Origin of the sequence: Citrobacter sp. Cpo069, assembly GCF_030332785.1 — a bacterium.
Taxonomy (GTDB): domain Bacteria; phylum Pseudomonadota; class Gammaproteobacteria; order Enterobacterales; family Enterobacteriaceae; genus Citrobacter; species Citrobacter portucalensis.
Window position 1 is genome coordinate 136,217 of sequence record NZ_JAOWHD010000060.1, and the last position, 21,946, is coordinate 158,162.

A 21,946-nucleotide genomic window follows, 5' to 3' on the forward strand; every position below is an offset into this window, starting at 1 on the left:
AAAGCGCCTTTTTTAAGTTTATGTATTCGTACCGTCAGCTCTTTTCCATGTAGATGTTGTTGTGTTCCACCAAACAGGAAGGCCTAGCGTTGTATCGTAGTATTCAACTGGCACAATTGGAGAGACAGGCCTCTGAGCAGTTGTCCCATATAACAAAGATGGAGTGTCAGTAACACCAAAGTTAGCAAAAGCGCGATACGTACCAGATGAACCACCAATGTTAGAGACAGTGTTTCCACTAAATGTGCTGCTCAATACAACAATTGATGTGCTTGTATCTTCGATGTTAATGCCACGCTGTTGAGTTGGGCCATCGTTTTCTATACCACCCTCTCCGAACAAGCATCCCATAAATGCGATGTTACGGCTATTACCACCTATGCGGCATCCACCTTCACCATTATTAGTAAATCGCGTGTTAGTAAACGAGCTTTTATTAACTCCAGTAAGAATAATCATTAAATTGTATTGAAACCTGTATCTGACCACCTCCACCGCCCAGGTCTTTGTTGCTGATGACCTTGCCGTTGTCTCCGGGGATCATGTACTGCTTGCCGGTGCTGGCTTGGTAAATCTCAGGCATGCCACTTTCGCCGACTTGGTACATCGAGCCAGCTGATACCGGGCCTCCGTTCTTGCGTTTACCAGCAATTCCTCCAGCCATCGCCATTGCAGCTATGACAGCACCGATACCAATGGCCGCCGCACCACCAAAAGAACCAATAGATGCGACGATAGCCGCTGGAGTCCATGCCGCGGTGGTTGCCGCAGCAGATGAAACGCTCGCTGCCGTGGTTGTCGCCGTTCCTGCGACAGCCGCTGATGTTGTTGCCGCTGTGGCGGCGATCTGCGCACTGCTGCCAGTGATCGCGGATTTAACCCACTCAACACCCATTTGCACAAAGCCATTGATGAGGCTATTCAGCGCGTTGCTTGCTAGAGATTGCATTGCCTCTTGAGCAGACATGCTTCCGGTCAGGATCCCTGTGAAAGCATTGGAAGCATTGCCTGCAAGGGATTCAAAGCTAGCGGCGAGCATTTCATTGCCCAGGCTCTGATTTCTCCATATCTCCCACTGCGCAGAAATGCGAGCCTGCTCGTACTCCCTGTCAGCAGTAGCGCGCAACATAAGTGCATTCTGATGAGTGATAAGCCCCTGCTGTTCGAATGCCTGAATGAGCGCTAGCTTGCGGGCGTTCTCGTTCGCCAGTTGCTGAACAGGGTCAACGCCACCGACCGCATCTTGCTGTGGAGTTACCGCTTGCTGGGCGCGGATTTTTGCCAGGTTTGCCTGGTGAGTAGCCTCCAATCTCTCGGATGTCTGATTAAACTGGTCCTGGCTGATTTTCTTCGCAGCCAGAGCGGTATTAAGATCCTCTACATCCTGCCTGTAACTGGCGTTCTCGCGTGCCTCAGGGAGAAGTTTCTCCGCAGCCGCCTGCGCCTTTATGGCGTTGGCAGTGTCCCATTTTGCAGCAGCATACTGGCGAGCCTCTGCGATCTGCGCTTGAGTAGCTCCTTTTCCAAGAGACTGCTCAGCATTGAGCATCGCCTGTTCACGACTCAGCTTATTGGTTGAGTCGGCGGCAAGTTCTGACTGCTGTTTCAGATTCGCTAGTTTCTGAGCAATAGAATCCGCCTGGGAAGCGCCTTTTTTCTGCCCGGACTGAAGTGTCTTCTGCGCCTGCGTATTCTTGTACGTAGCGGCAGCATCATCTTCCATCTGCTTAGCGTGCGGATCATCCTTCGCAAACCCGGCATCTTCGGCAGCGTATTGCGCCTGCAGCCGCGCGCGGGCCTCGCCCTGTAGTTTGGACAGAGCAAGGTTTCGCTCAGACTGCTTGATGATGTTCTTCTGCCCGGCCGTGAGGTTGTCAGTGGACTTGTTGAGGCTGTCGACGTTGATCTTCGCGTTGGCCGCCTCTCTCGCCAGATCGACAAGCTTACCGGCCAACTCAGCAATGGCTGACTGACCATCTTTTGAGGATGACTTCATTTCCTGGAGTTTTTTCGCCAGTTCCTGAAGTGCTTCCGGGGACGGGTTATTGCTAAGGTCTGATAGTTCTCTTGCCAGATCAAACGCTGACTGCTTGCTGATGCCCAGGCGAGAAGAAAGGGTGCTCACCGTTGAGGAAAGCGAATTCACAATACCAGAGGCATATTGACCCTGGCTGTTGGCCTGCTGAATGGCCTGGCTCCAGTCTGTGGTGGTAACACCAAGCGCAGAAAGCTCATCGTTAAATTTCTTGATGCTTGGAGACGCCCCACCTACCGCCGCCAGTGCGCGATCGCCTAACGTAATGAAAGCATCAGACGCGTCACTAATGGCCTTCGGAATCTTTGAGATGGCCTGGTTATACTCCAGCAGCGCCTGATTACGGAGCAGTGTTGCAACGTCAGCATTTACACGCGCCAGCGCGGCATATTTGTCTGAAAGTGCGGCCACGCCTTGCGAGGAAATGGTGATTACCTTATCCATCGCTTCGGCTGCGTCTTTCAGCGCATCCATGGCGTTCTTACCGCCATTCAGAGAAGTAATTAGCACGCCAGCCAGCACAGAGCTAAGCGCTATTATGGCGCCAACGACTGCACCACCAGGACCGAATGCACCAGCGAGTTGCGAGCCCTGCTGAGCGAACGCCACCAGCGCAGACTGCCCACCCTGCACCTGCACGATGAAGTCCTGAACCTGGTACCCGGCCTGCTGCATGCTGGTTTTCCAGCTACCAGTACCTTTTGCACCATTTTCAACGCCTGTCTTCATGTCATACAGACGACCAGTCAGCTCACCGATTTTCTGCTTCTCTTCGTCGGTGGCTTTCGACCCTGCACGCAACTGCGCAGCCAGAACTGCGGCACTACGCGCGCCATTCTCCTGCGCTTCGTCAAGCACTGCGAGTTGGTTACCAAGCGCCTCAACAATAGACTCAGCACGACTGAATTCGCTACTTGCACCACCAGTACCACTACGCGCCTCTTCCATTGCCCGGGCAATGCCGCTCACATTAGTGTTCAGCTTTCGCAGTTGGTTATCCATGGAGTTAGCGTAACCAGCCAATTCGGTGAATGCAGCACCAGTTTGCGAAGTACTTTGGTCGAGGCTATCCATTCCTTTGCCGGACTGCTGGGCAGCAGTGTCCAGTTTATCCAGAGCATCAATGGCCTGTTTCCCGCCCTGCAGCAGCGGCTCAACGTCGGCGCTGATTTCATAAACGATGCTACCGGCGTTCTTTTCACCTGCCATGTCATTCTCCAAATAGTACTGACGATGGTATTTCGCTGAATCTTAAGGTTCATCACAATAGAGAAGTAATGAACGTGCTGAAATGATTGCTGTTTTTAAAACAATGGAGGATTTATGCCGTTACCAATGAATATTAGTGATATAGCCAGAACTGGAGTTCATTTAGAAATTACTGCCGATTGTCCAATTCCAATGAATATTTCTGACTTAATAAGAACCGTAGCTAATGCCGGTGGTCACATTAAAATCGACGTTAGGGGCCGAGTACCAATGAACGTCAGCGATTTAGCTCGGATTGGTAGAGAGCATTTAACGTTGGTTTTCTAAAATAGAGCCCAATTTATTGGGCTTTCTTTCTACGTGCAGCCTGTTTTGCCAGGTATTCGTCGGCGATGCTTTCGTACTCTTCACGCGTAAATCCTTTCTGGTCTGGATACTTCGCCGACAGCAGCATCTGAAATTCGGTCATCGTTAACTGGGAGGCTTCGACACGGTTCATGCCGAAGTGGCTACGCGCCGCGCTGATGTAGTCGAATGCTTTAAACTCTGTTGTGCGCTCGCCAGTCTCGTGGCGCTGCAACTGGCGTACCTTTGCCTTTCCGACGACACCGTGCTGCATGAGATGCTGCGCCAGTACGATGATGTCGTTCTTCGGCATTTGTCCCGGGCGGTAGACGACGCAGTGCCGCCACCCTTTCCACTCGCCGATCATAGGCGTCAGGTCATCATCACAGCACGCCTGCAGCACAAGCATGCACGTCGATAACAGCTTCTCAGCTGCGCGATTGAAAGAAGGAGACAGCCATTCAGGAAAGCTCCCCAGTGTGCCTGCGCACACCTCAATCAACTGAGCAACATCATTGCCGTGGATGGTGGCGTACGTCTGCACAATCTCTTCCGGAGTGCCGATCCTGGTCATAGCCTCAAATGAAGGCCGGAGCAGGTAGTCTTTCCCGCCGGTGCGGCTGTCGCTTATAGAGAGTTCGCCAATATCGGTTAAAGCGGTCATAAGCCTTCCAGTGAACGGTCATTATCAAGGGCAGCACGCCGCCCTTTGGAATGTCCGTTAGGTAACGGTAACCGTGTGCGCAGCCACAAAGTTGCCGTCTTCGGTGTTGATGATGATCTGCGCGCTGCCGGTCGCCACACGGTTTACCGTAACGGTTGAACCAGTTGCTGTGGCCGTTGCTTTGGTGGCGTCGGTAGTCGCTACAGTGAAGTCTTTGTTGGTTGCGCCGGTTGGTGCGATATTCACCGTGAAGGTGCTGGTACCACCTGCCGTGCCGGTGCTGGTTGTCGGGATTACCGTAACGCCAGTCACCGCTACCGCAGTGATTTCGTTCACTTCGATAGTGCTCGCGTCACCGACCTTGAACTCAGTAGAGAACGTGACGATATCGTTAGTGCCACCATCAGAACTCAACGCGTTAATGTTCATGTAGCCGATGAATTCAATCGGACCGTAGTCCATGCGCACCCAGATACCTGGCTGGCGCTTAGCCTTCAGCTCATCAGCGAAATACTTGATGAACTTGCCGACACCGTACTGATCCAGCTTGTCCTTCTTACGCACCTCGCCTTCAAAGCTCAGCGTGAAGTCACTGTTGGTGATGATGGTCTCGACATAGCCGCCGCCGTCATCCGCATCAGAGGTAACCGAGTTAGGGTTGAAGTCGAAGCCTTTCGACGTACCAGCCGCCAGCGCCTTCCACTCAGATTCAAGTGGTTTGACATCCGGGCAGCCATCGGCGACTTCCAGCACGACCGCACCGCCGAAAAGGCGCTCGTTCGAGTTCTGGCAATTAGCCATGTGAAACTCCTCTTTGACGTATAAAAGAAAACCCGCCGGAGCGGGTTATTTGGTTGGGATGGCTATTCGCCGTAAGTGCAGGCGAACTGGAGTCGGAAGACTATTCGCCCTTCTTCTGTGAGCACCGGCGCGGGTATTGCGCCCATGTTCTGGATGTAGCCGACACACTCGTCAGCCATGGGGTTGGCCTGGACGTAATCGACGATGCGCTGCACAGCACTGAGCGCGTCTTTGCGCTTATCTTTTGCGCCGACCACGTCGACCAGGACGTGATACTCAGAGCCGAGGTCAGTTCGAATATTCGAACCGCCGTTTGGCCTGAATACCATGACCGCCTTCGACAGGTCGTCCGGGTCGTGGTACATCAGCTGCTGCACCGTGAAACCGGTAGTTAGCCCTGCGTCGCCGAACATGTTGCGCACCCGCTCGTGCATCATGGGTGTCATAGCGAAAGCTCCTTGCGCATCACCGCGTCAACGTTATCGCGCTCGTCATTAGCGCCTTTGGTCAGAAATTGCGGTTCACCATGCGGATCCCAGTAGTTGCCCTTTCCTGTCCCGCCACCGAATTCTTTCGGTTTCTGCGGGCCGACTGACGAACGATTGCTGGTTACACCGAAGTGCGCGCGCGGCTGGCCTTTCAGCTTGCCTGATGCCTCATGAACGTACGCGGCATAGTTAGCCGAGTAACCAATACGACCGGTGATGAGTACGCCGCCAGCGTCGATTTCCCGAAACTGGCTGTTAATCAGCGTGGACGTGTCGATCGGAGTGTAATAGGCCGCTCGGGCACCGATAAGAATCATCGCAGACTGCAAAGCGCGGATAACTTTGCGCCCATTTACGTCGTTAATGACATCGTTCAGGTGCTTCTTCGCCTGGCTGATGCCTTTCACCTTGATTCCCATGGCTACACTCCCGTCAGGATGGCGTAATCATCCGCTAGGCGCTCGAACGTGTCAGCGTACCGGATAACCTGCCGCACCTCGTCGGCACCGGCTACAACCGGGTCGGCCTCGGTAGATACACCAATCAGCAGATAATCACCCACGGACGCCAGCGCGAACTCCGTCCAGACGGTGTTCTTCACGACGATTTCAGCGCCCAGGCTGGCTAACTTCTCTCTGAGACCGCCCTCGTAATCACAGAGGATTTGCTCAGGCTCGGAATAGCCCAGCGGATCGCCGTATTCGTCATTGCCTTCCAGTTTTCGCCAGATGGTCGCCGTCGCGGTATAGCTCCAGTTCGCTACCGATGACATCAGCCCTCCTTCCAGCGCAGCACCTTCGCGCCAGTCGCCCGGATGCGCGGGCAGTTGATATGCCACTCACCGTCCGATTTCACGTAGCCGGTAGTCTCCCGCCCGGTGTCCGTTTGCACCCATACGCGAGACAACGCTTTTGGCTTGCTCACCGTTACCGGTTGCCATTCCATCAGCAGCCCCCGACGACAGCAAAGAACCCGACAGAATTACCCGCGCTGATTGGCAGCTCACTGGTGCAACCACTGGTGTCGAGTTTCTCCAGTGAATCACGCAGCCAGGTAATGCTGTCGGCACCATAATCGAATGAACGTGACGCACCAGACGGCGCGCCTTGCGATTTGATGCGTCGAGCGCCTGACGATGTCGCCATTAGCGCCGCCGCATACATCAGGATCAACTTCGCGGTGCACTCGTCATAGCCTGCGCCATCGAGGCACGGGATTACCTTGTTCACCACGCAGAGAATCGGCTCCAGCAGCGCGCCCGGAATGGAGTAACCCAATTCACCGAGGAACGCCTGCACGTCTGCCGCTGTGATTGGGTCAGCCATGGTTATTTCGCCTTTTTCGATTTAGCGGTGGTGTCTGCCTGCTCTGCCTGCTCTGCCTGCTCTGCCTGCTCTGCCTGCTCTGCCTGCTCTGCCTGCTCTACCTGCTCTGCCTGCTCTGCCTGCTCTGCCTGCTCTGCCTGCTCTGCCTGCTCTGCCTGCTCTGCCTGCTCTGCCTGCTCTGCAGGATTATCGCCCGGAGTGGCGACTTCAAGATTGCGATCACCACCGGATACGATTTCCACCAGGCCAGCGGCTTTCCACTTTTTCGCGGTGTCTTCGCTTACTTCCACCTTTGCACCAACCTCCAGTTTCTGGAGATTGGCACCGGAGAAAAGGTTATCGCTAATCACTTTAACCAGTGCCATATCTCACCCCTTAGCTGTGTGCGTAGATGACTGATTTTTTGCTGTTGATGTCGGTCTTAACCATCAGGCCAGCCGCGCCCCAGGTGCGCCAGATGTAATCGCTATTGTAGAAAGGACGCGGATCGGCAACGGTGCCAAACGCCTGGCCTACAATCGGTGCAATCACACCAGCAGTCAGCGGAACGATCAGGATCTGGTTGCCGGTCAGTTGAGCATCTTCTTTAATCGCGGAAATACCGGACAACTTCAGAAGCTCCTGCAAGATGGTGTCAGACTGGTAGTTGTCGCTGAAGTAGCGCTCAAGGTTAGAAATGATGGCGCTCGACACATACCAGGTCTGCTCGGCGTACTGGTTGTTGGTCAGTTTGAGCGTGTCGCGCAGCTTGATTGCCGCATTGCGGATCTGCTCAGCGGTCGCCGACGCGCTGGTGAAGTCGATATTCAGGCCAGATGCGCCAAGGTCAACCATCGCCACACGCTCGTCGTTCTTCAGGCCCTTCCAGGTCTTCTCGTCGAACTTGATGTAATTGCCTTCCGCGTCGCGGTAACCGTTGTAGATGTAATCCACGTACTGGCGGCGAACTTCGTTGGTGGACTCGAACTGAGCATCAGAGATGATGTCGAACGCGTCCGGGTTGTTCAGGCGCGGCTCACGCCAGTGGAACTTGAAGCCGGTATCGTGCACCGGAACCATCGTTCCGTCGTACTGGTACTGCACAGCATCCAGCGCCGCGCCAATCTGACCAGACATGGAGGTGTGGGCCCACATGCGGCCGCCAGACTTAGCGTATTCGTACACGGTCTGATTGATGCGTACCGAACGAGACAGCGGCATCAGGTCGTTGAACAGGGTGAACTCAGTGTTCGGCTGGAATTGACGCAGCACGGTCTGGTCAAAGGCCTTGTACAGGTCAGCAGGGGAGCGAACGGCGTTGATTCCATTCAACTGATTGACTGCATTGAGACGATCGGCCATCTCCTGCATGACGTTAATGCCCTGATGGTTCAGTGCGGCATTACGCTCCTGCGTCAGCATACCAAACTGGTACTGGTTCACGGCCAGGTTGCCGGTCTTTTCGCCCAGCGATTTAGAATAAACAAGCATTCAGTGACTCCTTACTTAATCACTACGCGAATGAGATCGCCAGCAGCGGCGGTGATTGAGCGCTCTTCGTCGCAATAGCAGCGATCTGATTCGCCAGTGGCCCATTTCTTTACCTGGCCGTTGGCGATTGAGAGAGCGTCGCCTTTTTTATAGGTCCCGGCAGCAGCACGTACGTTCAGGAACATGCCAGGCAAGGGATGGATGCCAACCAACAGATCATCTACTGCAAAGGTGTCTTCCACCGTTTTGCAGCGCAGGTAGTCGAAGTCAGCAACGTAGATAATCGCTGTTTCGCTGCCATCGACCGAGGCCTTGAACACCCCTGCATCGAAGAAGCCAAGTGTGCCAGGCTTAATCGCAGTGGCGCGGCCTTCACGGTTGAGCAGCGGATTTGGGAATACGCCACCGGCGTGAATTACGTGTTTTCCGTCTTTAGCCATTTTTTACTCCGGCATTTCGCTGACTGATTGGGTGTTGGTAGCCTGGCGGAATGCACCGTTCAGGCCGAAAGAGGTCTGGCACTTGGCGTACATAGCGTCGAGCGCCTTGCCGTCCAGATCTGCGACTTCTTCATCGCTCATGTTCATCGCCAGTTTCACAGCCGCGCGCTTTTCGCCTTTCTCTTTATCGGCGTTCGCGTTCAGGCTGTTGAAAACGACGTCCACGCGATCGGCAAGTTTCTGCGCCCACGCTGGCATCTCTTCGTTATTGGTGGCCTGCTCTTTTTTCTTGGGCTTGCCGGTTTCCGGGTCGATTTCTTCATCGCCTTTTTTCTTGGCGGTGGCTTCTTCGGCCTTCATCTGGTTGTATGCGTCCATCAGCTCGGCGTCGGACTTGCCTTCAGTCGGCTTACCAGCGGCTTGCAGCGCATTGATAATCAGTTCTTTCATCGGATCGTTCTCTCCGTTGGTTTTAATCTCGTACTCAGTGGGTTTGCGCACGACTTCTACAGGTTCGCCGACGAACACGGCCTTGCCGTCATCATCGATGAGGTACTTCTGTTTCAGATATTTGGTGTCATTGCGGTAGATGAAGCTGTCCGGCCACACCGTTTCAGGCCAAAGCCACTTATCTTCGGTGTCCCCCTCGCGCAGTTTGTCGCTGATGGCGCGGGAGATGTCGTCGAATGAGAAGTTAGAGGCATTGGTGAAGAAGAATTTTGTTTTGTTGAGCAGGCCATCGCGGGTGCAGTCGATACCATCAGCCAGGCGGGCAACTTCAATCTGTTGCTCATCACCTTCAGAGTTAACGAAGATGCCCACTCCCTCCTCCTGAGTCCCGGCGCCCGGCTCATCAAGCAGCACCGCCACATGGTCAAACATCATGTTTGTGGCAATCTCGTTGTACTTTTTACCCTTCGATTCGCCATTGGCGGCGATGCCGGAATACAGTAGGCCGGTGGAGATGTGGATCGGGTCGGAGTTGGTACCGGACAGCATCTCGTCCAGGCGGTTAATCAGGCGCTTGCCCTTCTCGCTTGACTCGGCGTACTGGCGGTTAACGTACATATCGCCCGTCACCCTCCCGTCTTTGTGGCTTACGTTCTGCAGCCATGCGCCGACGTGATATTCATTCACCGCCCGGACATCGCGAGCAGATACATGCTTGCCGTCAACCTTCGGGTGACCCAGCGGCATCGGATTACGCTCAAGCGTGTTGTAGGCCTTTTCGATTTCTGCTGCCGGGTACAACTTCCGGTTCATCACGATATCGTCAACGACAGGCGTGATGCCGAGAACCACGATATGTGGCTTGTCGTCGATGGTTTCTGTTGTGATGTTTGAAGCGGAGTTGACGACGGTCAGCACATTAACGCGGTTGCGTTTCATGCTAGATCCTCGTTAAGTTATGTTTATTCAATAAAGGAGTGAGATGATGATTAAAAAGGCCTTGATAATTGGCACAATCGGTTTATTCGGTGTGCAGGACGCGCAGGCTAATTTTTACACTGGAAATCAGCTTTTTGCCTGGGGCGAATCCTTGATGCGAGTCAGAGAAAATAGAACAATGGGTTCTGATATCAGCGATGCGAACATGTACTACGGCTACGTGTCAGGAGTTTATGATCTGGGTAGCGGTGTAATATTTTGTGCCAGTAATCAACTTAACCTGAATCAAATATCTGACGTCGTATATCAGTACTTGAAGCAGTATCCTAAACGCCGCGCTGAAAACGCGTCTGATTTGGCGGTTGATGCTCTGAGTGAAGCGTTCCCTTGCAAGAAATAGTACAAATTGCGCCTTCGTTTAGATTTTTCGTAACATAGGCGCCATACAGCACCATGGGAAATACACCAACGCAGTTACGCATTGATAGCTCACAGTTCGCCCGCAACCACAGCACCAATAGACTGTCACGCAGCGCCCTCATTCGTGAATTTCAAATAAAATAAAAACCCGCCGGAGCGGGTAAGTCCCAATGCTACTTTTTCATAGCCGCGATGCCAGTTAACGTACTATGATCAGGAATGTTTTCACCTGCAATCTTATAAAGCATCTGATTAGCGTGATTAAAAGCAGATAGCTCAGCCAACTGCGCGCCATCAAAACTATATAGATTAGTTGTTATCTGCGGAGCTTTATTGATTACTGCTTGCGCGCTTCCAGTTACTTCTATTCCTTTCGAGGTCACTATCTTACAAATTACTCGATAATGGATGGCAATGTCAGTTTTGAACAACTCCTTCCATTCGAAATTAACACTCTTCGCTTCCATTGTTTACAAACTCTCAATATTTAACGGATTATAACATCATCATATCAATGATGTTTTGTCCATAACATCCTTTCATTTGTGAGCTTTTGCTTTAAGCCTTCATTGAAAATACTGCCGTCGTCGTTGAGCAGCACCGGAATCTGGCTGCAATAGCAGTGATATTTGTTGCCATCGACAGCATACCAGTCACGCACTGCCTGAACGGTCCTCACCTTTCCATGCCAGAATGCGTGCGTTGTCCTGGTGGTAGGCTTCAGCGCAGAAAGATGGAGAAGGCCGGTATTTAGCCCCAACCTGTCGGCAGCCCAATCCGTTTCGTTCCATTGCGCCTGTCGCAGCGCGCCGACCTGCTCAGTCTGCGCGATGTTCTTAGCCTTCGACATCGACACATCGAGGCGCTTACTGATGACGCTGGCAGTCTCACGAGGATTCACGCCGCGCGCAACCGCGTCAGTGATGATGTTGGTTAAATCGCCGCGGGCGGTGTCGCTGATGACCTTCCAGTCACTGAACGTTGTCAGCCTGGCAGCCGCCACCTGATTAAGGTGACCGGGACTGCTTAAGAGCTGTTGTAGCGTTGTCTGGCTGGCGTACACCTGAGACTGCTGCGAGAGGTTGTTGAAGGCCTCCAGCGTGCCGCGCTGCGCTTCTGCGACGACGTAATCCATCGCCCAAAGGTTTTGCTCGCCTCCATCCAGCAGGTAATCATCCAGAATGCCCTGCACCGCTTCCAGCAGATCTGCCAGTTCCTGCACCGACATGTCATAGATGAAGTTGCCGGCGTTGACCTGGTATAGCCGCATATCCGTGCCGTGGTCGTGGCAAAGGAAGTGCCAGTTGTGGCTGTTGATCTCACGCTCTCGCCCGGTCAGACGCTGGTCGAACAGTGCCTTTAGTGCTCGCTTGATGCCGAGATACCGATCCTCGATATCCCGGAACATCGCGGTTACCTGCTTTGCTGATCGGGTCGGGTCAACCTTGCTGCGCGGAACTACCGGTGTCCCGACTTTCGTCTTTTGCTCCGGTGTCATCGGAAAGAGGATCATCGGTCGTTACCTTTTTATTTGGGTCAGGCGGCTTAACATCCTCACGAGGCTCAAGTTCTCCCGCCTCCCTGACCTCGTTCTCATCAATAGCAGGTGTGCCATAGGCTTGCTGGGTATCCTTCGCCACCGCAGCCATTTCCTTCATGTTGGCAATCTTCTCTTTCTCGCTTGGAGCGAGTAGATCAGACCAGGTTAACGTGATTTCGCCAGATTTAGGTGGTTCGATAACCTCCACAGTCCACAGTCGCTCAATAACAGCGGTTACACGGCCAGTCTGGAATCCACCACGACGTCCATTACAACGCTTCGCAAAGTCGTTTTTATCTTGATCCGACGCCAGGCGGCCCGTCTGCTGACCAAAAATAATGGTGAAAGGTATCTGTACGGATGAAGAGAACTGATTTGCACTGACCGTCCAGGTTGGGCTCGGGTCAGCAGCGGCCACAGAAAGCACCTTAGCCTCACCGTCCTGCGTCACCAGCGCGGAATCTGTGCCTGAGTTGAGCTTCTGGATGGCGGCGTTCAGAGCTTCGGCAAGACCTGAATATCCTGCTTTCTTGGCTTCATCGACAATAGTCTTGAGGTTTGTATCCTTCGACATGTTAATGCCGAGTTGCCTGCTGGCGTTTTTCAGGAAGCCCTCGGCGCTACCACCGGAGGTCTTTGCCATGTCGAGCAGGTCGTTATAACCAGCACGCAAGAAAGGAATTCCAGCCAGTGAAGTCTCGTCTTCTGAGCCCTCGCAGAACATGATGATGCGTTCAGGGTGGATCTTAATCGACCGCATCGGCCCCGCTATGTTTCCGTTATCGCCGACCTGCTGCTCCTGGAAATAGTAGAACTTCGGCATGCCATAGTCTGGCGACTTTTGGTCCTGCTCAAGCTCACCGGGTTTAACCTGCGCTTCCCATGCGGGGATCATCTTGACCAGGCCACGCTCACGTGTGTTTCGCATTACACTGCGGTCGACGGGCTCCCACCATTCTTTGCTGTCTGCGAACTGAAGGATAAGTGCTGAATAATGCCCAACCAGATTTCGCCGATCCGCATCCTTCACTTTCGCCCAATGTTTCTTCATGAGCTTGGTGACTTTCTTTTCCCACGGCGTCGACTTTTTGGACTTCTTCGTCTCATCGCCGTCGACGATTACCGGGGTATCTGTCCAGCATGCATCGAGCAATTTATGCACCGCGCCGAACGCCGCACCGTTACGCTCATACATGTTGTAGAAGTGATCGAAGTCGAGTCGCTCCGGGTAACCAAATTCGCACCAAAGGTGGTGACGCTTTGTGTTGCCGGATTTTCCAAGCCCTGATGCATACAACTGGCGTGCGCGGCCAACCTCGTTAAGGCTGTTCACAATGAGTCCAGCGAGGACTTGCATTTCTGTAGTGTTACTCACTGAGTTATCCTTATGTGAAGAAGATTGCGCCGACCTGCTTGTGGTTGTTCTTCGCTACCGCAAAGTAGCGGAAGCTGTCAGCGCCGTGCGAGGTGAAATCGTGAAGCGGTTTATCTTTCCAGCAGCCGCGCTTGTCGTCCCACTCTTTGCGGTAGCCCTCGAGGTGAGATATGCCAACAGCACATTTCTCTTCATCGAATACGCAGGACGGGAGGATTTCACGGGCCGATTCAATGCCGGTGTCGATCCCGGCTTTCGGCACAACGCGGAAGTTCATCGAATACATCTGTCCGTCAATCTCGTAACCTTCGCGCGCCAACTCTTTGCGTGACTTCGCATCAGCAGCAAACTCGCGGTTCTCGATGTCGTGCGGCCCCCAGTGCTCGCCGTACTCATAACCTCGGTCTTTCAGCACTTTCATGTAGTGCCGTAAGCCCTCTCCAGAGTTTTCGTAGTAGTCGATGATGTGGAACTCGTTCCCAACCTCACGAACGAACCAGATAGCCGTGGAGTCGCCCACGCCGATATCCCAGAACGTATGGACCTGGAGGTGTGAGTTATCCGGGATTTGGCCGATCCGCTTGTTGGTGTAGAGCCAGCGGAACTGTTTGGCGTAATACGCGCCCTCAACAGACTGCTGGAACGCCTCGGCCGGAATGGTCGGGTATTCGCGCTTCATGTCATCGTCGAGCGTTTTCTCTTTGGCGTAATACCAGGCCTTCTGGCGTTCATTGACTACCACGCCGTGCTTCGCTTCCATTTCAGCGAAGTACTCAAGCAGGCGCACCGGCAACGATTCGACCGGGTCGATTGCGTACTGCGGGTTCTTCCACCAGGAGAAGAAGAAAAACTTCCAGTCCAGCGCTGAAAGTGGCTTACCCTGGAGCAACGCCTTCTCTGCCGTCTGGCAGTAATCGAAGAAGTAACCCGCCCGGCCCTCTGCCGTGCTCTCGATTGTAGCGAAGCATCCAGTCGATACCGCCTCAAACGCACCAGTGACGATCTCACGGGCTTTGTCTGGATACTTGGCGCATATCTTCCCGAACTCGGAAACGTGCAGGTAGCGCAGCGTGCCACCACGAAATGACGTGCTGACGTAGAGTGATCCGCCCTTCTTAAAGACGAGCTCGCCGGAAGAGTCGTTTCTGGCCGGGTTGGCCGCCTTTATCTCTACCGGCAGCTTGTCGTATGCGTACTTCACCTTTTCGCGAAACAGTCGCTTTGCGTCATTTAGCGTGTGAGCTATCAGGGCGCACTTCGCTGACTCGAACAGAGCCGCGTCGAGCTGGATGATGCACACCTCAGTGGTAAAACCGAGCTGACGAGCTTTAAGGATAATGTTGCGGGTGTGGATCCCCTCGAAGTACTCCCGTTGCTCAGGCATCATCCTGAACCACGTTGGCTTACCCTCTTTATCGGTGATCCAGTAAAGATTGTTCAGCCGCCAGTCTTTGTCGGACAGCAGCTTGATGTGCTCAGGTTTCATTACGCCCCCTGAGACAGAGAATCCATCAGGTCAGACAGTTGCTTAACAGAGTTGTCGCCTTCCGGCCCGTCGATATCGTAGGCCTGGCGCTCAAGTCCGATCAGATTCTTCAGCGCGTCGCTCAGTGCCTTAACCGACTTAATGCGCTCTGGCATGCTGATGACCTTGTGGTAAATCTCATTGAGCTTGTCCTGACCTTTGTCGTCAGGGTCGAACATCAACTCTCCAAGTTTCTCCAGTGCGGCCACGTCTGCGCACTCTGCCCCCAACTCATCAAACAGGGCATTGGTTATCTGCCTGGCTCGCTTAATATCGCCGCGATGCTCCATGCGGACATTGGCAATTACCTCAGCCGTCGCCTCAATGAGTACGCGATCGTTAAAAGTTACTTCACTGCGTACCTGTTTGCGTACCTCTGCTTTGCGTACCAGATCGTCAGCGCGTTCTTTCACTTTCGCATTCAGGTCACGAGACCAGTCGTCACGCTTGGCTCGCTTACGGATAGCGCCTTCGCTGATACCGTGTTGTGATGCTATTTCTCGGAGGGACATCACTCCGGCCCGGTACGCCGTCTCGATGGCCTCCCAGTCCGGTTTGCTCATTCGTTACTCCGTTGCTTGTTCTTCCGTCTGTTCGGTCTGCTTTGCTGGTACTGGCATGAACTCCACGCGCTTTACATCGGCCGGAGCGAAATACAACCACTGTCCTGTTTCGGTCGCCAGCGGCACAAAGCCATTAACCAGCCCAGGCTGACGTCGTGACATCTTGCCCGTGAAGGTTTCGCCTGTTTGGGTGGTAAGCGTGATTTGGTAGATGTCGAACATTGAGAGCCTCTTTATCCGCTTGTGGGGATATTGCGAACATTATCCTTTGTAGAGGATACTGCCATTACGATGAGTCTACCCATGGTGATGGCAATAAAAAACCGCCCGGAGGCGGTCAATCTGAAAGACCAAATTTCTTTTTGGTGTAGGATTTTAGAAGCTCTACACCTACATCCTTCAAGACCGATAATGGTTGATCGCTTATAGTCTTGAGTTTCTCAAAAACATCCTTTTGTTGAAGAGTTTCGGCGAACTCTTGGCCGGATGATGTAAGTCTTATGTTTGCTGGCCAGTCTTTAATTCCATTAATACCAATTACAAGTCCTAGTTTCTTAGGATCCCCAATTTCAAGAAAGTGGTTACTTATGTAACCCCTCTCAATCAATTGGTAGTAATGAAACAACCCCTTTGGGCTGCTTATTTCGTATCCAGCCTCTTTAAGATCAGTAGCAGCTATCAATGGGTCATCAGCCTTAATAAAGACCCCCAACATTCCCTTCAAATAGTCCAGATCAGTCTGCATATACTACCTCCTTCCTCATTAATGGAGATAATATTACCCTTCACTTCACTAATTTGAACACTGTCCTTTTATGTAGTGCTACAGATAGCCTACTTGCTTAGTCACTGTGAAGATTCAGATTTAGTAACTATGTCGAGGGCTCAAAGTACATATCAATAACTAACAAAGAGTCCAACGCTGAAATAAAAAATTTCTGATTCTGACGTCCCTGAGTGTACTCATTATACGCTTTGTAAATTCCTTCCCACAAATGCTCAACATTTGTTCCTTTGAATAGGCCTTCGCTAGCAAACCACAACCGAGCACATTTTTGCATCGCGTCCTCAAACTTTTCAAACTCCCGTGCATATCCTTCAAATGCTTTAATCTGCTTATCAACTAATTGTTCCCTAGCTTCACCTTGTGTTCCATACAACAAATCTCGCCCAAGCATTAGATGCCCGACGTTGATGGTTTCAGGTAACCAAAGGACAACAAACTTCATTTCAAGTAATGCTAGCTTAAAATCCTTCTTGGATTTGAGAATTTCCTGGGCCTTCCAAGTACTAAGCGCAGATTTTGCGATAAGAAGCGTAGCAACTGACGCAGCGGCTGATACAGACGAAACAATCACACCGGATAGCGTAATCACATCTGAAGTAGTCATATTCAGCTCCATGAAATATATAGAGGAATAATAACACTATTTTCAGCTCTAAAGAATATCGAAGCCCATCATTGAAGATCTTCTGTAATGCCGTTGCATAAAATTATTAGTCGGGCGCTGCTGGGAAAGGGCTTCAAGTGAATTAGTGGCTACTCAAGAAAGCAAGAATCATCTTGCAAAATTCTTATTGGAGTCCACATGAAAAAAAGTATATTGCTATTTATGTGTTGCCACTTTTCAGGCAGCATCAACGACATCGTTCATCTTATTTGCTTACTAATTGCAAAGCACTGCGGCGTTCTTCAATACTTCTAATCCCCGCCTTATCCAGATTGCACTGACCCAGAGTCGACAGCAGGCTGACATTCAGATCCAAACTGGCCCCGTAGGTCAGCGGGTCGGGAATGACTGGCTGTGGCGTTTCAGTAGTCAGGTTTGCTGGCAACGGTACCTCTGGAACCGGTACGTAAACTGTCCGCGTATTGCCGCAGCCGGTCAGCAGCTGCAGCAGGCACAGACCGATGAGCGCAATCATCATCCGCAACAGCCACTTTGATATCTGCCTGGGCTCTCAGTGACTCCAGTGCGATCTGCTGTTTGGCATACTGGTTGGTTTCCAGAACGATGTTGGTGATTTTGATGGTGCGCAGGACGTTATCGGTAATAGTCACAGCGCTGGCTACAGACTGCTCGGCATCATCAGCACGCTTCTTCTCGCCTTTGTAGCTAGCATATGAGAGCCATGACGCCAGAACCAGCAGGAGAATTACACCCGGCACAATCAGCGACTTCATGCTGATGTTCATGCTGGGATCTCAACGTGAGGCGCGTCGATGAATTTTGTTTCAATCGGCAGCGATGGGTCATTCTTCCAGTTGATGCCAAAGCGTAGTTTCAGGCCTTGTTCATCAGCAGCCTGTTTAACCTCTTTGAGCAGAGGTTTGAACTCCTCAATCTTCCAGGTGGTGTTTACCGGGATAATATCGACAGCATGACAGCTCAGGTGGCGGCTGTTCATCGTCTGTGACTTTCCAGTGGCAACTAGTTCTTTCTGTCTGGCTTGCGTTCTCAGCCCTTCGATAACGATGAAGTCGACCGGGGTCAATTCAAGAGCTCGGCGGATCACTCTTACCAGATCAGGATTGACGCCTTTCAGGCTTGTCTCGCTGCGCTGGGAGAATTTAAAGTTATTGGTTTGCATTCTTCATACCCGTCAGGCGTTCCCAGAAATAAGTAAGAGCCACCGATCCCATCGCTCCGCTAATGCCGGACGTGACCAGAATCATGTGAAAACTCAGGCCGCTCTCCACGCTTATCAATCCACCAATCAGGCCGGTAAAGCCGGAGACAGCGATCTGCGCGAGAGCGTTAATCCAGCTCCACGTTGCTTTATTCTGCTTAACGTCAATCAGGTAGCGAACCAAACCGCCCCAGCATGCAATGCCGAGCAGAACTAGCCAGGACAGGCCTACAATTTTGTGTTCGTCATTCATACGTTTTGCCATATCACCTCCGAAGGAACGGGGTGCTGTGTTTGTAGTGTGGGAGGCCGTCAGACACTGATAGCTACGTGGCGTCTTTGATTGATTGTCTGCGGCCTGAATAAAAAAGCCCACGGCGTGTGGGCAATATGAGGGTCTAGAAATGTCAGCTCTTCGGCTGGATACCAGATATGTGGCGCGCACCAGAAGAACAGGTCAGCGAAGAAAGGAAGGACGGTAAGGACGGTTAACGTCTACGTTACCTGCATGAAGGGAATGTTTGATTTTGCGGTACTGAATGGGTACATAAGCAAATCACCATTCGCTTCCGTTACCCCGCTAAAAAAATCGAAGTCAGATCCGTCACCATTTACTCGTGATGAGTATCATCGCTTTCTTGAAAAGTGCCCATGCGAACAGATACGGAACCTGTGGAAGCTTGCGTTTAATACAGGCATGCGACACGGCGAGATATGCGCACTGGCATGGGAGGATATCGACACCAAGAACTGGACTATTCGGATCAGCAGAAACCTTGCTATTTCAGACCACTTCACACCGCCAAAAACAGAAAGCGGGAACCGGACAATCAACCTCACCACTCCTGCTATCGAGGCGCTAAAAAGCCAGATGGCTTATACCAGGATGGGGAGGCAACATCAGATAGACGTTCACCTCAGAGAGTTTGGCAGAACTCGCCGGGATGAATGCACATTCGTTTTTGTTCCCAGGCTAACAGCAAGGAATGGTAAAGGAGGTGAATGGTACTCACCCGGGTCATTCTCAGGAACGTGGAACAACATATTAAGAAGGAGCGGCATTCCGCACCGTAAGTCATATGAGTCTCGACACACATATGCTTGCTGGGCATTAAGCGCAGGAGCTAACCCAAACTTCATTGCAGCTCAGATGGGGCATACGTCAGCGCAGATGGTTTACAGCGTTTACGGTAAATGGATGACAGACAACAACGACAACCAACTGGCAATATTGAACGCTAATTTTGGAGGGAATGCCCCGCAGATGCCCCATGCTCAAAACGAGTAGAAACAAACCCCTTTAACCTCATGGCGTTAGTCCGCCCATGAAGGTTTGTTCAAAATATGATCCTGCCAGTCACGCACTTCCGATTCTTTCACTGCAATATGACGTACTGAAATACGTTCACCGTGCATCGCCGCTTTTGATCCCGTCAGCAGTGGATGCCACTCCGGCAGCCCTTTACCTTCCGCTAGCAGACGATACGCACAGGTCATCGGCAGCCATTCAAAGGTGGGCAGATTATCGCGCGTCAGTTTGATACAGTCAGGCTCGTACTCGAATCGGCGTTCGTAATTACGGCACTGACAGGTTTTGATATTGAGCTGCTTACACGCGACGTTAGTAAAATAGATTTCGTCGGTGTCTTCATCCATCAGCTTATGCAGGCAGCATTGACCACACCCGTCACATAATGACTCCCACTCGGCATCGGTCATTTCATCCAGGGTTTTACTTTGCCAGAAAGGTATGTCGCTCATCAGGGTATCCGCTATTGCAATAAAGCTGCACCTTATAACCAGTCTGGCACGCTGATGCAAGTTTTGCCGCCCGAAAAGGCGGCAAGAAGAGATTACAGCACGCGTGTCGTCAGCGTTTGACCATGAAAACTGATAGCCAGTTCATCACCGCTGTTTAACGGCCCAACTCCTGCTGGCGTCCCCGTCAACACAACATCGCCCGCTTTGAGGGTAAAGAAACGACTCATATAGGCAATCAAAGGCACGATTTGATGGATCATATCCGCCGTGGTGCCGTGCTGGCGCTGCTCACCGTTAACCGTTAACCCGAGCATCGTATCCTGAGGATCACCATTAAATTCCGCCACCGGAATAAACCCTGACAGCGGGCAAGAGTTATCAAAGCCCTTCGCTTTTTCCCACGGTTGCCCCGCCTTCTTCATTTTGCCCTGAATATCACGCAGGGTCAGATCCAACGCGACGCCATAGCCCGCAATGGCTTTGCGCACATGTTCTTCCGTCGCCTGACGTAGGGTCGCGCCAATCAAAACAGCCAGCTCAACTTCATGGTGAACCGAACCCATATCAGATGGGATCACCAGCGGCTGGCGTAAATCGCACAGCGCGGTTTCCGGTTTAATAAACAGCACCGGTTCTTCCGGAGGCGTTCCACCCATCTCTTTAATATGGTTGGCATAGTTACTCCCTACGCAAACCACCTTACTCACCGGATAATCCAGCAGAGCACCATGCCAGTTATGATGTTGATACATTACTTTCCCCTAACGTAGTTATCAATTTCAGGTACTGCATCGATGGGGCGTGCTGCTGCCGGATGCAGTTTAACGTTTATCGTCTGGTGTATTTTGTTTCGTCGCGGCCAGATGCTGTTTAAGTAAATCTTCTGGCGGCGGTGGTATTTGTAAATAATAGCCCTGCTCGGTGAGTGCCTGTTTTACTTTTTCCAGATCGGCATTAACCAGCTTTTTACGGCCATCAAGCGGCAACATCATTGCCAGCGTCGGCTGACCAAATCCTTTCATCAGTTCTTCAGGAACTCGCGAGAAATCGTCTTTTTTTTCGACATATAAATAGGTCTGGTCACGTTTACTGCTTCGGTAGATCACACAAAACATATCTTTTACTCTGAATTCACGGAATGGTGGCTTGCCTCAATATAATACTGACTATAACATGCCTTATAGTCTTCGGAATATCACCCCGCGCTGGGGATGATAAATAGCAAATTGAGTAAGGCCAGGATGTCAAACACGCCAATCGAGCTTAAAGGCAGTAGCTTCACCTTATCAGTGGTTCATTTACATGAAGCAGAACCCGAGGTTATTCGTCAGGCGTTGGAAGACAAAATCGCGCAGGCACCTGCTTTTTTAAAACATGCTCCCGTAGTGGTTAACGTGAGTGGTCTTGAAAGCCCGGTAAACTGGTCAGCGCTGCAGAAGGTTGTCGCGTCTACCGGATTGCGCATTATCGGCGTTAGCGGATGCAAAGATGCCAGACTCAAGGCAGAAATCGACGAAATGGGTCTTCCTTTACTGACTGAAGGTAAAGAAAAAGCTATTCGTCCTGCGCCCGTTGAGGCCCCGGCTCCCGTCGCTCCGCCACAAAACGTTACTCCCATCACAAAAACACGATTAATAAATGTGCCGGTTCGTTCCGGTCAGCGCATTTATGCACCACAATGTGATCTGATTGTTACAAGCCACGTCAGTGCAGGCGCAGAGCTTATCGCTGATGGCAATATTCATGTTTATGGAATGATGAGAGGCCGTGCGTTGGCAGGCGCAAGCGGTGACCGGGAAGCGCAAATTTTTTGTACCCATCTGACGGCAGAACTGGTGTCTATCGCAGGTGTTTATTGGCTGAGTGATAAAATCCCAGCAGAATTTTATGGCAAAGCGGCACGTCTGCAATTAGCAGAGAACGCTTTGACAGTTCAACCGTTGAATTGATCCCTTTTTAACAAGG

Annotated in this window: 28 protein-coding genes and 3 pseudogenes; 4 read left to right on the forward strand and 27 right to left on the reverse strand. The window is 51.9% G+C overall.

Annotation, left to right across the window (positions count from 1 at the left end; translation table 11 throughout):
* Nucleotides 1-18 precede the first annotated feature (18 nt).
* Nucleotides 19-459 carry a hypothetical protein gene (locus OGY08_RS19385; RefSeq protein WP_286566355.1) on the reverse strand — a complete coding sequence of 147 codons (441 nt, stop codon included), beginning with the start codon at nt 457-459 and terminating at the stop codon, nt 19-21.
* Nucleotides 437-3,244, reverse strand: a complete 2,808-nt coding sequence (locus tag OGY08_RS19390) for a tail protein (tape measure) (protein WP_286566357.1) — start codon at nt 3,242-3,244, stop codon at nt 437-439. Before OGY08_RS19390 ends, OGY08_RS19385 begins: the two co-directional genes overlap by 23 nt.
* A 114-nt stretch (nt 3,245-3,358) precedes the next feature.
* On the opposite strand from OGY08_RS19390, the gene OGY08_RS19395 reads away from it, so the two are divergent.
* The gene (locus OGY08_RS19395) at nt 3,359-3,571 is read left to right on the forward strand and encodes a YlxR family protein (RefSeq protein WP_072060406.1); all 213 of its coding nucleotides are present in this window, start codon (nt 3,359-3,361) and stop codon (nt 3,569-3,571) included.
* Between the two features lie 13 nt (nt 3,572-3,584).
* Here the strand turns inward: OGY08_RS19395 and OGY08_RS19400 are convergent, their stop codons facing one another.
* The 10 genes and pseudogenes from OGY08_RS19400 to OGY08_RS19445 form a co-directional block, all read right to left on the reverse strand.
* Nucleotides 3,585-4,253, reverse strand: coding sequence for a DUF6246 family protein (locus OGY08_RS19400; protein WP_286566360.1), 669 nt, complete (start codon nt 4,251-4,253; stop codon nt 3,585-3,587).
* Nucleotides 4,254-4,310: 57 nt separating this feature from the next.
* Entirely contained in the window at nt 4,311-5,054 is a 744-nt protein-coding gene (locus OGY08_RS19405; protein WP_286566362.1) for an Ig-like domain-containing protein, read from the reverse strand.
* Nucleotides 5,055-5,116: 62 nt separating this feature from the next.
* Nucleotides 5,117-5,500 carry a phage tail termination protein gene (locus OGY08_RS19410; protein WP_286566364.1) on the reverse strand — a complete coding sequence of 128 codons (384 nt, stop codon included), beginning with the start codon at nt 5,498-5,500 and terminating at the stop codon, nt 5,117-5,119.
* On the reverse strand, nt 5,497-5,961 hold the full coding sequence (locus tag OGY08_RS19415; protein ID WP_286566366.1) for an HK97 gp10 family phage protein: 465 nt from the start codon (nt 5,959-5,961) through the stop codon (nt 5,497-5,499). The genes OGY08_RS19410 and OGY08_RS19415 overlap by 4 nt, the downstream gene beginning before the upstream one ends.
* A gap of 2 nt (nt 5,962-5,963) precedes the next feature.
* Complete coding sequence (locus OGY08_RS19420; protein WP_286566368.1) at nt 5,964-6,314, reverse strand: hypothetical protein; 351 nt, start codon at nt 6,312-6,314, stop codon at nt 5,964-5,966.
* A gap of 172 nt (nt 6,315-6,486) precedes the next feature.
* Nucleotides 6,487-6,867: a DUF7370 family protein gene (locus OGY08_RS19425; protein WP_286566370.1), complete on the reverse strand. Its 381-nt coding sequence runs from the start codon at nt 6,865-6,867 to the stop codon at nt 6,487-6,489.
* A 122-nt stretch (nt 6,868-6,989) separates the two neighbouring features.
* Nucleotides 6,990-7,232 (reverse strand): annotated as a pseudogene (locus tag OGY08_RS19430) (hypothetical protein); the annotation flags it as partial.
* Between the two features lie 10 nt (nt 7,233-7,242).
* Nucleotides 7,243-8,337, reverse strand: coding sequence for a major capsid protein (locus OGY08_RS19435; protein ID WP_049060704.1), 1,095 nt, complete (start codon nt 8,335-8,337; stop codon nt 7,243-7,245).
* Between the two features lie 11 nt (nt 8,338-8,348).
* Nucleotides 8,349-8,777 (reverse strand): hypothetical protein, encoded by a 429-nt coding sequence (locus OGY08_RS19440; RefSeq protein ID WP_191228960.1) that lies wholly within the window; start codon nt 8,775-8,777, stop codon nt 8,349-8,351.
* A gap of 3 nt (nt 8,778-8,780) precedes the next feature.
* Nucleotides 8,781-10,166, reverse strand: coding sequence for a DUF2213 domain-containing protein (locus OGY08_RS19445; RefSeq protein WP_286566376.1), 1,386 nt, complete (start codon nt 10,164-10,166; stop codon nt 8,781-8,783).
* A 43-nt stretch (nt 10,167-10,209) separates the two neighbouring features.
* Between OGY08_RS19445 and OGY08_RS19450 the strand changes: the two genes are divergently transcribed.
* Entirely contained in the window at nt 10,210-10,566 is a 357-nt protein-coding gene (locus OGY08_RS19450; RefSeq protein ID WP_286566378.1) for a Rap1a/Tai family immunity protein, read from the forward strand.
* Nucleotides 10,567-10,759: 193 nt separating this feature from the next.
* On the opposite strand, the gene OGY08_RS19455 is transcribed toward OGY08_RS19450, so the two are convergent.
* From OGY08_RS19455 to OGY08_RS19505, 12 genes and pseudogenes are all read right to left on the reverse strand, one after another.
* Nucleotides 10,760-11,053: a hypothetical protein gene (locus tag OGY08_RS19455; protein WP_182294140.1), complete on the reverse strand. Its 294-nt coding sequence runs from the start codon at nt 11,051-11,053 to the stop codon at nt 10,760-10,762.
* Nucleotides 11,054-11,097: 44 nt separating this feature from the next.
* Nucleotides 11,098-12,099, reverse strand: a complete 1,002-nt coding sequence (locus OGY08_RS19460) for a phage minor head protein (RefSeq protein WP_286566381.1) — start codon at nt 12,097-12,099, stop codon at nt 11,098-11,100.
* Nucleotides 12,026-13,483 (reverse strand): DUF1073 domain-containing protein, encoded by a 1,458-nt coding sequence (locus OGY08_RS19465; RefSeq protein ID WP_195618974.1) that lies wholly within the window; start codon nt 13,481-13,483, stop codon nt 12,026-12,028. The genes OGY08_RS19460 and OGY08_RS19465 overlap by 74 nt, the downstream gene beginning before the upstream one ends.
* Nucleotides 13,484-13,511: 28 nt before the next feature.
* Nucleotides 13,512-14,987 (reverse strand): terminase, encoded by a 1,476-nt coding sequence (locus tag OGY08_RS19470; protein WP_286566383.1) that lies wholly within the window; start codon nt 14,985-14,987, stop codon nt 13,512-13,514.
* A complete protein-coding gene (locus OGY08_RS19475; protein WP_286566385.1) occupies nt 14,987-15,589 on the reverse strand; it encodes a hypothetical protein in 603 nt (200 codons plus the stop codon). The genes OGY08_RS19470 and OGY08_RS19475 overlap by 1 nt, the downstream gene beginning before the upstream one ends.
* Before the next feature lie 3 nt (nt 15,590-15,592).
* Nucleotides 15,593-15,811, reverse strand: a complete 219-nt coding sequence (locus OGY08_RS19480; RefSeq protein ID WP_286566387.1) for a hypothetical protein — start codon at nt 15,809-15,811, stop codon at nt 15,593-15,595.
* 115 nt (nt 15,812-15,926) lie between these two features.
* The gene (locus tag OGY08_RS19485) at nt 15,927-16,334 is read right to left on the reverse strand and encodes a hypothetical protein (protein ID WP_286566389.1); all 408 of its coding nucleotides are present in this window, start codon (nt 16,332-16,334) and stop codon (nt 15,927-15,929) included.
* 127 nt (nt 16,335-16,461) lie between these two features.
* A complete protein-coding gene (locus OGY08_RS19490) occupies nt 16,462-16,980 on the reverse strand; it encodes a hypothetical protein (protein ID WP_284105993.1) in 519 nt (172 codons plus the stop codon).
* Between the two features lie 265 nt (nt 16,981-17,245).
* Nucleotides 17,246-17,539, reverse strand: coding sequence for an Rz1-like lysis system protein LysC (gene lysC, locus OGY08_RS25345; protein WP_502873292.1), 294 nt, complete (start codon nt 17,537-17,539; stop codon nt 17,246-17,248).
* Nucleotides 17,523-17,786 (reverse strand): annotated as a pseudogene (locus OGY08_RS19495) (DUF2570 domain-containing protein); the annotation flags it as partial. The pseudogene OGY08_RS19495 and the gene lysC, both read right to left, overlap by 17 nt.
* A complete protein-coding gene (locus OGY08_RS19500) occupies nt 17,783-18,181 on the reverse strand; it encodes a M15 family metallopeptidase (RefSeq protein WP_286566394.1) in 399 nt (132 codons plus the stop codon). The gene OGY08_RS19500 and the pseudogene OGY08_RS19495, both read right to left, overlap by 4 nt.
* Nucleotides 18,168-18,473, reverse strand: a complete 306-nt coding sequence (locus OGY08_RS19505) for a phage holin family protein (RefSeq protein WP_286566438.1) — start codon at nt 18,471-18,473, stop codon at nt 18,168-18,170. The genes OGY08_RS19500 and OGY08_RS19505 overlap by 14 nt, the downstream gene beginning before the upstream one ends.
* A 168-nt stretch (nt 18,474-18,641) precedes the next feature.
* On the opposite strand from OGY08_RS19505, the pseudogene OGY08_RS19510 reads away from it, so the two are divergent.
* A pseudogene (locus OGY08_RS19510) lies at nt 18,642-19,508 on the forward strand (tyrosine-type recombinase/integrase); the annotation flags it as partial.
* 26 nt (nt 19,509-19,534) lie between these two features.
* On the opposite strand, the gene ycgN reads toward OGY08_RS19510, so the two are convergent.
* The 3 genes from ycgN to OGY08_RS19525 all read right to left on the reverse strand — a co-directional run bounded on the left by ycgN (nt 19,535) and on the right by OGY08_RS19525 (nt 21,096).
* Nucleotides 19,535-19,981: a cysteine cluster protein YcgN gene (gene ycgN, locus OGY08_RS19515; RefSeq protein ID WP_003020944.1), complete on the reverse strand. Its 447-nt coding sequence runs from the start codon at nt 19,979-19,981 to the stop codon at nt 19,535-19,537.
* Between the two features lie 92 nt (nt 19,982-20,073).
* A complete protein-coding gene (locus OGY08_RS19520; RefSeq protein WP_003833734.1) occupies nt 20,074-20,733 on the reverse strand; it encodes a fumarylacetoacetate hydrolase family protein in 660 nt (219 codons plus the stop codon).
* Between the two features lie 69 nt (nt 20,734-20,802).
* Nucleotides 20,803-21,096, reverse strand: coding sequence for a YcgL domain-containing protein (locus OGY08_RS19525; protein WP_003833735.1), 294 nt, complete (start codon nt 21,094-21,096; stop codon nt 20,803-20,805).
* 126 nt (nt 21,097-21,222) lie between these two features.
* On the opposite strand from OGY08_RS19525, the gene minC reads away from it, so the two are divergent.
* Nucleotides 21,223-21,930 (forward strand): septum site-determining protein MinC, encoded by a 708-nt coding sequence (gene minC / locus OGY08_RS19530; RefSeq protein ID WP_003833736.1) that lies wholly within the window; start codon nt 21,223-21,225, stop codon nt 21,928-21,930.
* The last annotated feature ends 16 nt before the right edge of the window (nt 21,931-21,946 follow it).